The 15,461-nt window shown below is 39.1% G+C and carries 15 protein-coding genes; all 15 read right to left on the bottom strand.

The annotated features are described in order from the left end of the window. Window positions 1-827: 827 nt before the first annotated feature. The 15 genes from AC5SXE_RS04825 to AC5SXE_RS04755 all read right to left on the bottom strand — a co-directional run bounded on the left by AC5SXE_RS04825 (window position 828) and on the right by AC5SXE_RS04755 (window position 15,460). The gene (locus AC5SXE_RS04825) at window positions 828-1,745 is read right to left on the bottom strand and encodes a glycosyltransferase (RefSeq protein ID WP_493916799.1); all 918 of its coding nucleotides are present in this window, start codon (window positions 1,743-1,745) and stop codon (window positions 828-830) included. A gap of 210 nt (window positions 1,746-1,955) precedes the next feature. Further along, window positions 1,956-2,777 carry a LicD family protein gene (locus tag AC5SXE_RS04820; protein WP_493916798.1) on the bottom strand — a complete coding sequence of 274 codons (822 nt, stop codon included), beginning with the start codon at window positions 2,775-2,777 and terminating at the stop codon, window positions 1,956-1,958. A 115-nt stretch (window positions 2,778-2,892) separates the two neighbouring features. After that, window positions 2,893-4,017, bottom strand: coding sequence for a phosphonoacetaldehyde reductase (locus AC5SXE_RS04815; protein ID WP_493916797.1), 1,125 nt, complete (start codon window positions 4,015-4,017; stop codon window positions 2,893-2,895). Beyond that, window positions 4,004-4,738 (bottom strand): phosphocholine cytidylyltransferase family protein, encoded by a 735-nt coding sequence (locus AC5SXE_RS04810; RefSeq protein ID WP_493916796.1) that lies wholly within the window; start codon window positions 4,736-4,738, stop codon window positions 4,004-4,006. Before AC5SXE_RS04810 ends, AC5SXE_RS04815 begins: the two co-directional genes overlap by 14 nt. 12 nt (window positions 4,739-4,750) lie before the next feature. Beyond that, entirely contained in the window at window positions 4,751-5,884 is a 1,134-nt protein-coding gene (gene aepY, locus AC5SXE_RS04805; RefSeq protein WP_493916795.1) for a phosphonopyruvate decarboxylase, read from the bottom strand. After that, the gene (gene aepX, locus AC5SXE_RS04800) at window positions 5,885-7,186 is read right to left on the bottom strand and encodes a phosphoenolpyruvate mutase (RefSeq protein WP_493916794.1); all 1,302 of its coding nucleotides are present in this window, start codon (window positions 7,184-7,186) and stop codon (window positions 5,885-5,887) included. It abuts the gene before it with no gap. Between the two features lie 147 nt (window positions 7,187-7,333). After that, the gene (locus tag AC5SXE_RS04795) at window positions 7,334-7,813 is read right to left on the bottom strand and encodes a dTDP-4-dehydrorhamnose 3,5-epimerase family protein (protein ID WP_493916793.1); all 480 of its coding nucleotides are present in this window, start codon (window positions 7,811-7,813) and stop codon (window positions 7,334-7,336) included. Window positions 7,814-7,828: 15 nt separating this feature from the next. Continuing rightward, window positions 7,829-8,689: a glucose-1-phosphate thymidylyltransferase RfbA gene (gene rfbA, locus AC5SXE_RS04790; protein WP_493916792.1), complete on the bottom strand. Its 861-nt coding sequence runs from the start codon at window positions 8,687-8,689 to the stop codon at window positions 7,829-7,831. A gap of 46 nt (window positions 8,690-8,735) precedes the next feature. Continuing rightward, window positions 8,736-9,785: a dTDP-glucose 4,6-dehydratase gene (gene rfbB, locus AC5SXE_RS04785; RefSeq protein WP_493916791.1), complete on the bottom strand. Its 1,050-nt coding sequence runs from the start codon at window positions 9,783-9,785 to the stop codon at window positions 8,736-8,738. Continuing rightward, window positions 9,782-10,639, bottom strand: a complete 858-nt coding sequence (rfbD, locus tag AC5SXE_RS04780; RefSeq protein WP_493916790.1) for a dTDP-4-dehydrorhamnose reductase — start codon at window positions 10,637-10,639, stop codon at window positions 9,782-9,784. Before rfbD ends, rfbB begins: the two co-directional genes overlap by 4 nt. 33 nt (window positions 10,640-10,672) lie before the next feature. Then, a complete protein-coding gene (locus AC5SXE_RS04775) occupies window positions 10,673-10,765 on the bottom strand; it encodes a sugar phosphate nucleotidyltransferase (RefSeq protein ID WP_493916789.1) in 93 nt (30 codons plus the stop codon). Window positions 10,766-10,925: 160 nt separating this feature from the next. Next, window positions 10,926-11,990 (bottom strand): glycosyltransferase family 2 protein, encoded by a 1,065-nt coding sequence (locus tag AC5SXE_RS04770; protein ID WP_493916788.1) that lies wholly within the window; start codon window positions 11,988-11,990, stop codon window positions 10,926-10,928. Further along, window positions 11,987-13,144 carry a UDP-galactopyranose mutase gene (glf, locus tag AC5SXE_RS04765; RefSeq protein ID WP_493916787.1) on the bottom strand — a complete coding sequence of 386 codons (1,158 nt, stop codon included), beginning with the start codon at window positions 13,142-13,144 and terminating at the stop codon, window positions 11,987-11,989. Before glf ends, AC5SXE_RS04770 begins: the two co-directional genes overlap by 4 nt. A gap of 4 nt (window positions 13,145-13,148) precedes the next feature. Continuing rightward, window positions 13,149-14,567: a glycosyltransferase gene (locus AC5SXE_RS04760; RefSeq protein ID WP_493916786.1), complete on the bottom strand. Its 1,419-nt coding sequence runs from the start codon at window positions 14,565-14,567 to the stop codon at window positions 13,149-13,151. After that, window positions 14,564-15,460, bottom strand: coding sequence for a class I SAM-dependent methyltransferase (locus AC5SXE_RS04755; RefSeq protein WP_493916785.1), 897 nt, complete (start codon window positions 15,458-15,460; stop codon window positions 14,564-14,566). The genes AC5SXE_RS04760 and AC5SXE_RS04755 overlap by 4 nt, the downstream gene beginning before the upstream one ends. Between the last annotated feature and the right edge of the window lies 1 nt (window position 15,461).

Here is a 15,461-nt window from a genome sequence, read left to right as displayed (position 1 = left end):
ACAAAAACAATAACAAGAAATAATAACAATAATTTCTTAATTATATCTATCTTAGATGTTAACATAATATTTAAGAACCATATAAACCACAATAGTGCACACAATAATATTCCTTGACCTGATGTAGATAACAATAAGCCAACTGTTATAAATATTGCCAATTTTAAATTCGACTTTCGATTCTGATGATCCCCAAATAAGCTATAGCATAAACATAGTATATTATATTGAGAATAATGGGCAGGTTCAAGAAATAAGGAAGTAGGTCTATAAAGTTGCATTGAGGGATATATAATACTATTTATATATGCTTCATTCGTAATATAATTATATGCTACCAAGGAAATATATTTATTACATATATAGAATGCTATATTCTGAATAATAATTATAAGTGTAGTTATAAATGCCATTATTCTCAAATATTTTTTTGCTAAGTTGTAGTCAAATGCATGATAATTTGCTATTAAGAAAACAATAGATAAAATAATTACAAATTTTCCTAATCTAAGTATTTGCATAATAATGTCAGTTGGTGACGATAACGTATATGCCAATATAGAGTCTATAAATGTATACAATATCAATGCTAACATAAAATGATTAATCTTTATTTTTAAATGTTTTGTAAAACGTGCAAATATTAGAGGAGACGTGACCAAAATAGCAAACGTGCCAAAGTCTACCCCTTTAATAGGGCTTCTATATATTGATAATATAGGATACATAACAATAATAAAAGAAATCATAGCGCGCATGTTCCTCATCCTCTTTTAAAATTTACCATCTAAAAAACAGTCCAGTTCAGAGCGCCAATAGTCAGATCATCATCTTCTTTCATTTGAGTGAGCATAACGGATTGTAACTTTAACAGGCCAACCTATAATCGTGAGTAAGAAACCAACCAGACTGGATAAATACAAAGGTGGCATAACTATAATCTTTGGCCAACTATTGTATTTCATGTTGTAATAGATTCTCGATTGAACTAATCTAGAATAAGTCAATAAAGTTTGTCGCAAACCTGGTATCTTATTATAAGAATGATTGTGAAGATAAAAGTTTGTCATAACCAAACCTGTCTTTAAACCTCTCTTTTTTATTATGCGACCCAGAATTCTCTCTTCGCAGTAAAGAAAAGTACCATCATCAAATATATTTGGAGATTTGAAATGTTTTAATCGTACGACAAAGAAGGAACCAGGGATAACATCGACAAAAGCCAATCCATTATCTTGAACACTATATTCGGTGTAGCGTATCGGACTAAGGCGAGATCCAAGAAAAGGAATATTTAAAATTACATCATCCAACTTATCGGGAACCTTCCAAGCGATCTTAGTATAATCCAGCTTGCGTTTGTTATTTAGCATTACACCTGAGCATAGGGCTAAATCTGGATGATTCTCAAAGGCTTTTAGAATTTTTGGGACAAGTTCATCATCAATCAATTCCACATCTGGATTCATGATAGCCACATATTCAGGGTTGAAAGCCTCTTTTGCTTTCTGGACGCCAAGATTGTTACCCTTAGCATAGCCAGTATTTTCTTCATTACCGTAAATCTTGACATTTGTATTTTCCATAAACTCATGTGTAATGTTTTCAAGAGAACCATCCGAAGAATTGTTATCAATGATAACAATTGAAGACCGTGGATAAATTTTTAAAATCCTTTTAACATTACTAATAACATACTCTGATTGTTTATAATTTAAAATCACAAAACAAAGTTTATCTGCCACAATAACAAAACACCTCTTGCACAAACCCAAAAAAATAAATAGCAAATCGCAACCTAAACGACGGGATGCGAGGTACCTCCCTATAATATTTCGCAAATATTATGCACACCATTCTTCAGTAACGAAAATTAATTACCAGCAACGAATTGCCGCTCAAAAAGCACGTCTTACATCATCTATATCTAATGTTGTAAAGTGGTTAATAATAACCTATAACTCCAATATTGAAAAACTATGATGGCTCTCCCTTTCCTCTTCAGGTGGTAGCTTCATATAGTCGCCATATACTTTTACAAGATAATCGTGTGGTTTTTCTACCCCCCAAAAAACATGACCTTCGAACATGATCGGCGCCCCTATGCCAATATACTCTTTTGGAACAAATTCTCTTTGCCCCCATCCCCCTAAATAGTTACATACGATAAGAGATGAATCATAATCGTATTTCTTTAGCAACTTATCCATTTTTTTATGCAAATACGTTATTTTTAAAAATCCTAATTTTTCTAGTATCTTTACTATACGCATGATGCTTAATTTAATCATTCTTTTTAATCCATTATCTTTTATTATGCTTTCATTACAGCAACAATAGGCTATAAGAAGTCGGTATATCTTTACATGCAAGTAGTGTAATTTTCTTAAAATTCTATTATTAGGAGATCCATCAATAGGGAATACATCAATAAAAACCCCAGAAACACGTTCGCTGTATGCTTCTTCTGTTAGGCAAGTCCGCTTGTCAATAACCTTAATAAAATTAATTGGATAATAGTTATGAGAATTATATGCTTGAATATCCATATATTCAGGAAGCTTTTGCCTAGCTATCTGGGCAAATTTATCATAGTCTGGTCTTGGCATTCCAATATCAATGTCGTCATCCCAAGGAATAAATCCACCATGCCTAACTGCACCTAGCAATGTTCCCGCAATCAGAAAATATTTTATTCTGTGGGCTTCACATATTGCATGGATTTCTTTTAACATGTTTAATTCGACTTTTTGAAGTTTTTTTAATTCTGTTTCCACAGTTGCCTTTGCCCCCATAGGGTAAATATTTAATTGTTCTATTTTAACATTACTTTTCTTTGAGCTCTGGTCCTACCTATGTGGTTCACTAAGTAGCATCGGTTAATTATTTTATTTAAGTAATACATCTATAGATCGCACCTATAGAAGCTTCATCTAATCTAATCGGGTTATTTTTCAACCTTTCCAAATTTACTGAGCTTGCAAGCTCTTGTATATCTATCTTCAAACTTGTGATTTCAGACAACCTGGTTTCCAGGTTTAGCGAAGTCATGATATCTGTCAGTTTCACCTTGGCCTCCTTTGGAGATCGAACGCCCAACAATTCGTTTAATTCCCGAATTACTTTTTCAACATATTCTTTTCCCCTAGGATCGCATATCTCTCCTTTGATCTGGGCGTTAAATTCATACACATGGGGCAAGAGGATCATGACCGCCTGTCCGTGGGGTATGCCGTATTTGCCGGTTAAAACGTACGACATGGCATGTGCGGCAGTAGTCTTTGCTATATTTATGGCCTTTCCGGAAAAGTTGGACGCTTTTGCTAATTTGGATAAAGAATCTATATCCCTTTCCCTAAAGGCCTTTAAATAGTTTTCCATGACTAACGAAATGCACTTCATTGAGTAAACCCTAGATTCATCCGTCGAATTTATGCTCCAGTAAGCCTCTATGCCCTGGGCCAAGGAATCAACTATCGAAGACGCCAGCGCCCTATCCGGAAGTGTGACCAATACCCTTGGATCTATCACAACGTATTCGGGAAGGATGTCACGACTTTCTATCGAATGTTTTTCACCGTTGCAGTACATCACCGCAAAATGCGTGGCCTCAGCCCCAGTTCCGCACGTAGTGGGTATGGCCACGTGAGGCACCTCCTGCACGGGGAAAAGCTCAGCGTGCACATCATCCTTTATGCAGGAAAAGTATTTAATGAGCTTTGCGACATCTATGGTGCTTCCGCCTCCATAGGATATAATGGCATCCCAATTTCCTTCCTTAAAAAGCTTTACCCCCTCGATGATGTCCTCATATTTAGGGTTATTTTCGAAATCGGAGAATACGTATATATCCTTTATTTTCCCGTTCATCTTTAAATCGACCAGTATCTCCTTAAATTTGGATCCCTTAAAAGCGCTCTTGCTGGCCACCAAAAAGATCCGCTGCACCTTCATTTCATCGACTAAATCCCATAAGCAGTCAAGGGAATTTAAACCTATATACTCAACTTGTTTCATTTTCATCATACCTTCTTATCTCTTCGTCGACTTCCAACAAATCCTGAGGGGTATCTATTTCCTTGCAATAATGACAAGAGTAATCTAAATATCCTAGATGTACGTCCTGCAGTATTAAGTTTAACGCCTCTTCAGCATAGACGCTTACGTTGCCTTGCTTGACAAAGATGTCGATCTCCTTGAGCCACAGGGCAAATTTATCTCTTTCAAGCTTATATAGTGGCATAAAGGCAAAAACGCGGTCACCCGTCAAGTTGACCGAAATCCTCGCTATCCTATCGTCAACAACCAATGCCTTGAAATCCTTTTCGGGCAGAGGCAAGGTTTTGTTTATCAATCCCACGTTTTTTACTTCAGATGACGATATTTTCTCAATCAACGCCTCGTCGAACACCAAGTCGCCGTGCAGCAGCAATATATCGTCGTTAAGGTGTGGACCTGCCAGGTGCATCGAATATATGTAGTTCGTCTCTTTGTATCTTTCGTTTTTTACATACGTTATATCCAGATCATCGAAATTATTTTTCAGCGTCTCCCTGATCTTTTCCTCAAAAGGCCCCGTGGTGATTATGAATTTCTTAAATCCATGTTTAGACAGTAGCCTAATCTGCCTTCCCAGTATCGTTTCTCCGTTGTATAGTTTAACTAGGCATTTAGGTTTATCATTAGTAATTTCTTTTAGCCTGCTTCCGGCTCCCGAGTTAAGTATCAAAACTTTCATTTACGTTACCCCTTAACAGCTCTGCCTGATGTAGGACATAAACAACCTTTTGTTTTCCTCAGGCGTGCTCTTGGGCCTTCCCAAATCTGCCCTCGAACCCGGCCTCACCCTTATCTCCAAAAAGGCGTTGTCGTTTGATCCAATAAAATCCACGAAGTGTCTTTCAAGCTCCACCATGTCCTTTGCACGGTAACATTTTCTAAAACCGGCCGCACTTGCAATACCTGGCATGTCGATATCAAAGCCAACCGTCGGCTGCCCGCCGACTGATTCGTGGCTGCCATTGTTTATCACGATGTATTTGAAATTACCCTCTGAATGCGAAGCTATTACAGCTACCGCTCCCATGTGCATAAGAAATGCGCCGTCGCCGTCAATACAGACAATTTTCCTGCCCCTTAAAGCCAAGTTCATGCCCAACGCTATGCTGGAAGCATGGCCCATCGAGCCTACAGCCAGGAAGTCTTTTTCGTGACCCTCGCCGTTTCTTTCCCTTATTTCGTATATCTCCCTGGATGTCTTGCCGGTCGTTGAGACGACAATTTCACCTGAGTTTAAGTTTTTTAAGATATACTCCAAGACTTCCTCCCTTATTAACGTGCAGCTGCATGTGACCTTTTTCTTCATCTCGTATTTTTCAAAAGAATCGGTCCTTGCTATTAAGGCAAAGGGCGCGTTGTCTTTTTCTGCTTTCACCCTCGCTTTATTAATTTGAAATCGGGCATGGTCTATCTCCTTACTTAGTATTTCGTAATTTATGCCTAGCGTCTCCAACATTTGAGTCGTTATCATGCCCTGCTTTATATGTTGGGGTTCGTCTTTTATTCCAGGCTCACCTCTCCAGCCTATTAGCAATATCATGGGAATGGAGTAAACATGTTTATCCGCCAGGGATACTAAGGGATTTACGGCGTTTCCTATGCCTGAATTTTGCATGTACACCAAGCCCGTCTTACCTGTTGCCAAATGATAACCTGCAGCTATGGCCACAGCATTTCCCTCGTTGGCTGCTATTATGTTTTTATCATCGCTCGTGTTGTCTGCTACATATGCACAAAAGCTTTTAAGCGATGAATCCGGAACTCCCACAAAGAATTCTATGCCTTCGGCCCTTAAAAGCTCGTACACCTCTTTCGGATTTAACATTTATATTCCCTCGCTTGGTATCAGCGTGAGGATCTCTTTAATGCTGGCGCAGTACCCATCGGCCTCTAAGCTTCTGCCGTTTTCAAGTATTGTCTCCGCAGTCTTTTTCATAGCAGGGTATGCACTCCTAAGTAAGTGATTCGCATATATTATAATCTTTGCTCCATGTTTCGATAGTTCTTCTTCCGTTATGCTGTTATAGGTAGTCGGAACTACAACCAGGGGAACTCTAAAATCCAACTTTTTATATTCTTCACAAAATTCGATTACTTCTTTCGGGCTTTCTTCTTTACTGTGAATCATTATTCCATCTGCCCCTGCCTCAATGTATGTTATGGCCCTTCTTAGAGCATCTTCAATGCCGGCCTTCAATATCAAGCTTTCAATCCTAGCTATTATCATGAAATCCTTAGTGAGCAATGCCTTTTTTCCAGCGTTTATCTTTTCCGCAAAATTTTGCGGGTCATCCTGGACTTGCACTACCTCCGTCCCAAAGAGGGAATTTCTCTTCAAGCCCATCTTATCCTCGATGATGACCGCAGACACTCCAAGTCGCTCTAACGTCCTTACGTTATATACGAAGTGTTCTTTAAGACCGCCCGTATCTCCGTCTAAGATTATCGGCTTTGTCGTCACTTCCATGATTTCGTTTATGGTGTTTATCCTTGATGTTAAATCCACCAGCTCTATGTCCGGCTTTCCCTTCATAGTCGAGTCACACAGACTGCTGACCCACATGGCATCGAACTCTCTGACTTGTCCGTCCTTTACCACTTTGGTGTTTTCTGCAATCAGGCCGGTTAGGCCGTTGCTTGCCTCGATCGCCCTCACGAAGGGCTTGAGCTCAATTAATTTTCTAAGCTTCTTTAATCTCATCTCCGGGGTAGTGCCTATCTTTTTTATCTTTTCGTCAAGCAAGCTTCCCGATACATCCTTTGTATACTCTACTTCTACCAGCTTTCCTTCCCATTTTTTTAGCGTCTCTATCACTTTTTCCCTTATGTTCTTTTGTACGCCTTCTCTCCAATCATCGCCGTGGATTACGTAATCCGGCTTAATTTTCTCCAGGTTTTCCGTGTAGTCCAACGTCCTTTGAGGTATTACCTGGCTTACCCCTTTTATGTTTTCCACTATCCTTTTCCTTTGTTCGAAGTTTAGTAAGGGAATCCTCTTATAGCTTGCAATCGCCTCGTCTGTCAGCAAACCAACTATGACTTCTCCGTACTTTCTTGCCTCTGTAATTATGTTTATATGTCCATGGTGCAGTATATCTCCCGTCATGCACAAATACACTTTTTTCATTCTTTGGTTCCCTCCTGAAAACATCACGACATAAAATAATTTACAGACTTGAAAACGAATTTTCAAAAAGTCCCATATGCTTCTTCGTAAATTGCAATTGCTAATTATACAATATTAAACCACTTTTTATAGCAGGGCCGAAATGCATTATTCCATCCCAAACCCACTATCCTCTTTCTCCTCATGCCTTATTTCATCCACCTCTTCGTTCCTGTTCCAGCCCATAAAGAGTTTGTCGGGGTAGTTTAAGACCATGCCTCTGGTGGTCTTTGATACGTTTTTGTAGCCGTGAACGACTCCGGGCGGGACGATGACGGTCAGGGGGTTGTCTTCTCCTGCGAAAAACTTCATGCAGTTGCCATAAGTTTTGCTGTCGCGCCTGTTGTCCCAAAGCTTTACCATGAAGTTACCGGGGCCTATGAATGAAAATATGTCAGTTTGAGCCTTGTGTTCGTGTGGCCCGCGGGTTATGCCCGGTTCCGTGTAGGATACGTAGCTCATGAGGGGACGCAACCCTTCGGGCAGTTCATCTATCCTAAAGGTCTCCACCAAAAACCCACGTTCGTCCACATGTTTTACGAGTTTTTTTATCACTACGCCTTCTATTTGTCCCTTTGTCCATTCCATGAATCTCGCATCCTTTTATAGTAAAGTCAACAGGTAATCTCTGTAAGCGCCCTTCGGTAAGCTTTCGGCTAACTTCATTAAGTCGTCTTTGGTTATAAAGCCCATGTTGTAGGCTACCTCTTCTATGCAGGCAATTTTTAAGCCCTGCCTTTTTTCTATGGTGGCTATGAAGTTTGACGCTTCAAGCATGCTGTCGGGCGTTCCCGTATCTAGCCAGGCAACGCCTCTTCCTATAAGCTCCACGTGAAGGCGACCTTTTCTTAAATATATCATGTTAAGGTCAGTTATTTCGAGTTCTCCTCGGTGTGAAGGCTTTAAGCTTTTTGCAATTTCAGGTGCACGTCCGTCGTAGAAGTATATGCCGGGCACTGCGTAGGCTGACTTAGGACGTGCGGGCTTTTCTTCTATGCTTAAAGCTTTGCCCTGTTCGTCAAACTCTATGACGCCGTACCTTTGAGGGTCCTTTACCCTGTAGCCGAATATCACGGCCCCTTTATCGAAGCGTGACGCCTTCCTTAAGGTCTCGGGAAAGCTGTGGCCGTAAAAGACGTTGTCTCCAAGGATGAGGCATACCTTGTCGCCGTCTATGAAGTCTTCGCCTATAATAAGGCTTTGGGCGATGCCTTCAGGCCTTTCCTGGACGGCGTAAGATATATTTAATCCAAGCCTACTTCCATCCCTAAGTATTTCTTTAAACCTTGGGGTGTCCTGTGGTGTTGAGATGACAAGTATGTCTTTTATGCCTGCAAGCATCAGGGTGGACAAGGGATAGTAGATCATGGGCTTGTCGTAAACGGGAAGAAGCTGTTTGCTCGTCACAAGCGTTGTAGGATAAAGCCTCGTTCCTGAACCTCCTGCTAGTATTATGCCCTTCATGATAACAACCCTTTCTAAAGATAGTCTTGTGCTTTTACCGCAAAGCTTACAGCCTGCCTGCGTAATTACGCTCTATCCATCTTTTGTATTCGCCCGTCTTTACGGCGTTTACCCATTCGATGTTGCTTAAATACCACTTCACGGTCTTTCTTAAGCCAGTATTAAAGGTTTCTTTTGGCTTCCAGCCAAGCTCGCATCTTATTTTAGACGAGTCTAAGGCATATCTTAAGTCGTGTCCGGGCCTGTCTGCAACAAAGGTGATTAAACTTTTAAACCTCTCTGCCGACCTGTCAAGTTCTTCAGCCAGGATTTGGCAGATCTCGTTTACCACGTCAATGTTTCTTTTTTCCTCGTTTCCGCTTATGTTGTAGGTCTCACCAATGCGTCCCTTTTGCATCACGGCCCAGATGGCCTCGCAGTGGTCTTTCACGTAAAGCCAGTCTCGGACGTTTTGGCCCTTTCCGTAGATGGGGATGGGCTTTCCTTCTAAGGCGTTAAGTACCGTTAAAGGTATGAGCTTTTCGGGGAACTGGTAGGGGCCGTAGTTGTTTGTGCAGTTTGTGACCTTAACGGGAAGTCCGTAAGTACGGTGATAGGCCCTCACCAAATGGTCGCTTGATGCCTTGGATGCCGAGTAAGGGCTTGAAGGGTCATACCTGCTTTCTTCGGTGAAATATCCTGTATTGCCAAGTGAACCGTAGACCTCGTCGGTGCTTACGTGGTGAAATAATTTATCTTCTTTGTCCTTCCAATAAAATCGGCATGCCTCAAGGAGGTTAAAGGTGCCTACGATGTTAGTCTTTATAAACTCGGCAGGCCCAAGGATGCTTCTATCCACGTGGCTTTCTGCCGCAAAGTGCACCACGATGTCAGGCTTAAAGCGGTCAAAGACGGCTTTTACGCTTTCAAAATCTGCGATGTCGGCTTGAACGAAGAAGTAGTTTTTAGCATCACTTATATCTTTTAAGTTATAAAGGTTAGCGGCATAGGTGAGCTTGTCTAAGTTTATAAATGCGTGATTTGGATATTTAGGGACATACGTCCTCAAGAAGTTCGAGCCTATGAATCCCGCTCCGCCTGTCACAAGAATTTTCAATCGAGACACTCCTTTGTTAAGGCTTCGGATAAAAACCTGCTCAGTGCGTCCTGCCAGGAAGGAGGCAGGATGCCAACGGTTTCTTTTAATGGGAAAGGATCAAGGGCAGAATTTTTAGGCCGCTTGGCAGGTCTGACGTATTCGTCGCTTGAAACGACAACGACGGGTACGTCTATGCCTGCCTGACGTAAAATCTCTTTGGCAAATTCATACCAGCTTGTGATGCCCTGGTTTGTTATGTGATACACCCCGTAAGCGCCTGTTTTGACGAGCTTAAGCAAAAAGCAAGCTAAATCTAAAGCGTAAGTAGGACAACCAAACTGGTCGTTTACGACTCGAAGCTCGCCTTTTTTTAAGGTGGCACGCAAGATGGTGCTTACGAAGTTAGGCCCGCCTAAGCCAAAAAGCCAGGAGGTGCGCACCAGAAAGTATTTAGGGTTTATGGTCTCTAGATACCTTTCGCCCAGGTATTTGCTGTAACCATAGGCGTTTATTGGGTCACGTGCGTCAAATATGCGCCAGGGGGTATCTGTGTTTCCGTTAAAGACGTAGTCAGTGCTTATGTGGACCAATGAAATATCGAGCTTCCTGCACGCCAAGGCAAGATTTCGCACGCCAAGGCCGTTAACCAAGTTTGCCTTTTCCGGCTCCTCTTCTGCCTTGTCTACGGCGGTGTAGGCGGCGCAGTTTACAAGAACCGTAGGCATGTAATTGGACAGCACCTCACGAACCTGATTTAAATCCGTGATATCTAGGATGTCATGAGGCAACTCGACAACGTCGCATTCTTTTTTAAAGACCTTAACAACTTCGCGGCCTAAGAGGCCGTTGGGTCCGGTAATTAAAATTCTCAATCCCTTATGCAACCTCCTTCTTAAGTTAAAAACCTAATTGGCAACCGGAATAAGCTGTTTAGTTGTATTGTAAGTTAAAGGCCGAAGGCGAGTTCCCTTTCCGCCCGAAAGTACCAAAGCTTTCATAAACTATGCCCTCCTAAAATTTTCGCCCCTTATTTTTATCTGCGCCGCAAGAATACGATGGGAGGTATTCTCCCCCGCTTTTCCTCATTATGGCGTTTCTTTTTCAGTGTTATTAGTCATAACACTTCTCACAGCACATCGAGGTTGAGTACGCACAGATTCATTCTCTATATAAAATTTTTTTCGGCTTTTCATTATCAAAATTACCTCTTATGCCATCAACATAAGAAAGGAATACAAAAGTTATTCGCTTAGTTTTATTATCATCATACGCTAAAACAGCTAATAGTGATTTTATGAGATTACTAATCAATCCTAAATAATAATTGAACTTACTCGTAGAATATTGCTTGCCTAGCCAGACTAAATTTCTCATACCATAATAACTTAACCAAAATTTGTCATATGGAACTCGTAAGGATTTTCTCCCCATAAAACTTTTTATTATCCCCCTCTTTGCAGCCTCTTTATGAACTATTACGCTATCAGGAACCAAAAGGATTTTTCCAGCTTGCCGTAGTCTAATGCAATACTCTACATCATCATGATGAATAAAGAACTCTTTTTTTGGATAGCCAATTTTCTCTACAGCTTTTCTGCTTACCAAGATTCCAACGAAAGAAGCCATGTCAATTTCTATATAATTATTTCTATAAGATTCTGACTTCAAAGGTTTTTGGAATAAAGGAAACACGCGATTCAAATCGATACTCCCCCTATGGCTATAGCTTATGACATCATTTGTTAATACTACGCTACTTGCCAGAGCCGACAAGTTATCTTCATTAAAATACTTGCCTAATTCCTCTATCGCATCCTCTTTAGGCTCTGCATCATCATCCATAAGCCACAGCCAGTCGTAACCCCTTTCATATCCTCGTTTTACGCCTTCATGAAACCCACCTGCTCCGCCTGTGTTCTCGTTCATTCTTACATAATGAATCCTTATAGGTTTTCCATCAGTCAAATTTTTAACTTCAAATTCTCTTTCCCACGGCTCACTTATATCGTCAGGCGGCAAATTTATAATATATCCATTTTCCTTTAATGCTTCGGGCGTGCCGTCGCTGGAAAAGTTATCTATGATATAAATTGCCTCTAAAGGCCTTGTTTGTTTACGCAATGCCTCAAGGCATTCTAACAGCAGGTTTTTTCTATTGTATGTTACTACTACGGCACATACTGTTTCTTTTGTTTTGTTCCTACTGCTTGTATCCATGCTCATTTTATCCTCTCCTCAAAAACTTCCAGCGCCCTTTTTACTACGTCATCCATGTCGTAGTATCTGTACTCCGCAAGCCTTCCAACCAATATGAGGTTTTTAAATCTTTCTGCCAGTCCTTTGTATTTATTGTAAAGCTCGATATTTTCTTCTTTAAATACCGGGTAGTAAGGAACATCACTCCCTACTTGGTAAGCTTTCGGGTATTCTTTTAATATAACCGTCTTTTTGCTTTCGACGGGGTGCATGTGCTTAAACTCCGTTATCCTCGTAAAATCGTAATCGTTAGGATAATTTACAACCGCAGTTTCCTGAAAATAATCCCTTTCGATAGCCTTAAACTCCAAGCCAAGCGAGCGATAGGGTAGCTCTCCAAACTTATATTCAAAAAGATCGTCGATCATGCCCGTAAATATTACATTCCCGTTAAACTCCTGACCCAAAAAATAAACTTTGCCTCTTTCCGAATCCAGCTTTATAACCTCTTTGAAATCCGTATTGAGCATCAACTTTATATTGGGATGATCCAGCATCCTCTCGAATATCTTAGCATATCCTTCAATTGGCACAGCCTGGTATTTGTCCGTAAAATACCTATCGTCCCTGCTTATGTAAACGGGCACCCTGGCCGTTACCTTTGGGTCTATACCTTCGGGTTTTAAGCCCCACTGCTTCATTGTGTAGTGTAAAAATACCTTTTCGTATACATAATTTGAAAGAAACTGTAAATCATCGTCCTCTTCCCTCTTAAGTTCCAGTATGGGCACTTTGGTATTGTAAGGAAACTTGTTCAACAGCTTTTCTTCTATCCTTTGGGCAAGTGTTTTGGGAAATAGCATATAAAGGGCATTGAGGTTAAAGGGAAGGGGTACTTTTTTGCCGTCGATAAACGCTAAGACCCTGTGATGATAAACATGCCAGTCCGTATAATTTGAAAGGTAATCAAAAACATCTTTATAGTCCGTATGAAAAATATGAGGCCCGTATTTGTGCACTATAATTCCGTTTTCATCTTTGCAATCATAGCAGTTCCCGCCGATATGATTCCTTTTTTCTATGATTAGGACTTTTTCGTTTAAGACGTTAGCGATTCTTTCCGCCATTACGGCACCCGCAAAGCCAGAGCCGATGATTATGTAGTCAAAGGGTTTACTCATATCGTCATTGTCCAGCTAATTTTCGATAAATTTCATCAATTTCATAAAAATGCTGGTCCATTGTCTTTAAAATGCTTCTTCTGTTGTTAACTATTTTCTTGTTTAAGTAGCTTATCTGTGAAGGATTATTTATTATATTGGTCATTATATTTGCTAATCCCTCCGCATCTGAATTTTGATTTATCCATCCCGTAAATCCGTCTATTGTATAATCCACTATTCCTCCTTTTTTATTACCTATTATAGGAATTCCTTTCGCCAAAAATTCTATTCCAACATAGCCGTATACCTCTTCCCATACAGAAGGAATAATTCCTACTTCCATTTCATCTAATATCATATTTAGTTCATTTACATTATACAAACCACGATAAACAACGTTATTAAACCTTAAAACCTCATACTCAACTTCTGGTGACAATCCACCAAATATGTGTAGTTTAAAAAAATCATTCAACCCTCTTTCAGCCAATAATTTCATAGCCCTTAAAACTAACTTACTACCCTTGGCTACTGAAGCACAGCCGTTGAGCACTGCAAAGTTGATAGGGAAATCCATACTGCTTATAACTTTTGGCTGAATATGATTTATGTGTTTTACAGTTGAATGTAATGTAATAATTCCTTTTTCTCTATTTAACATTCTTCTATAAATCTTTTCAACTTTATGTGATTGGGCAATAAGTAAATCGATTTTATTAAGCCTTTTAATGTTTATATCCCTTCTTTCTTGGAATTTTTTTACCAAATCTTGGTCCATTTCCTCCATACCTTCTTTTGAAGAAACATGGAAAATTTTATTTCTTGTTTTAAATACTTTAATAAACTCATATAAATTTTTTGAGATACCATAAAGATGCCATTTCTTCAAATTATATGCTATACTTTGTTTTATAAAGATATTTTTGTTAGGTGCATTTTGGCAACAAATAATACATTTTTTATCAATATCTTTGTCCATGCAGATATTTTCAGTAGAATCAAAAAGCTTTAAAGTTGGGCATAATGAAAAATAGTCATGTAAAGTCATAATTAATGGAATATTTTTTTCTTTTGTAATATCTATAAGTGACGATGGTAAACCTGCTAACTCTTGAATGTGAACAATATCTGGTTGTATTTGATTAAATGCCTTTTTTAAAAAAAATTCGCTCCACTTTTCGCTAACATCTAACTCTGGTCTTAGGGTGCCTCTATCCCCTCCATGAATTATAGGAGAATTAATAATTTCATACATATGGATCCCTTTTCTTTCCCATCTTAGAAGCCGAGGCTTGCTCAAAAGTGGGTAGTGTCTGCCTGCAAAAAAATAATAAACCTCGTATCCATTTTTAGCTTGGGTTTCCATCAAATCTTCTGTATATTCAATTAAACCGCCACCCCGCCAAGGCCTAAATCCCCATCCAATATGTAAGATTTTCATCTTTTTATTCTCATTAATCCTCTCTTAATATAACCTTTTATAAACTCTCTTAAAATAATCTTTCGAAAAATAAGATTATATTTATCTTTTAGGTTTATCTTTTCCTTTTTTGCAAACTCCATCGGACGGAGCAACAAGAAAGAATCGTTAGAATAATAAGTTAAAAGTAAGTTATGTCTTAAAAATAAAAATGGAGTTTTGCCTGCATATTTAAAGTTTGACTTTAAATGGGTAGGTAAATTTGGATTTATCGCTGAGAAGGATTCAGTAATAAGAGCGATCCCTTCAATTTTTAACCATTTTGAAATGTCTCTTATAGATTCTTCGGGATTTGGTAAATGTTCCAGGACTTCTAAAGAGATAATTACATCGAAATAATTTCTAGGTATATCTTTATATACGGTTATTAGCTTAGTATCTACCTGATATTTTTTAAATCTTTTTGCTGCAAAATCAAAAGTTTTGCTTCCTGGAACGTCAAAATAGAAAAAATTAGCATATTCTTTATAAAAACTATAAAGATAAATCGTATCACTTCCTACTCCGTCTCCTAATATCAAAATATTTATTTTTTCATTATTATTTATTTTTAAATATTCATCTATTCTTTTTCTTATTCTTCCCAAAACTTCTTGTTTTCCTGCTCTACAAAATTCTACTAAAGTTTCAAAAATAAAACCTGAAGTTTCCCTATAAAAACTTTCCATTTTCTGATCATAAACATGGAACTCTATTCCAAAATTGATAGCATCTTTCTTTATATTATATCCTGGATTTAATGCTTCTAACCAAACCTTTTTTTGAACAATTTGTTTGTTTTCTTCTAATATATCACTTATTTCTTCTACTAACTCATTGAAAGAATAAGGACAAGAGAGACAAGAGCTTTCCATA

It is taken from the genome of Acetomicrobium sp., assembly GCF_059026225.1.
Note: the sequence above shows the minus strand (reverse complement) of the source record. Positions and strands in the feature narration are given on the sequence as shown.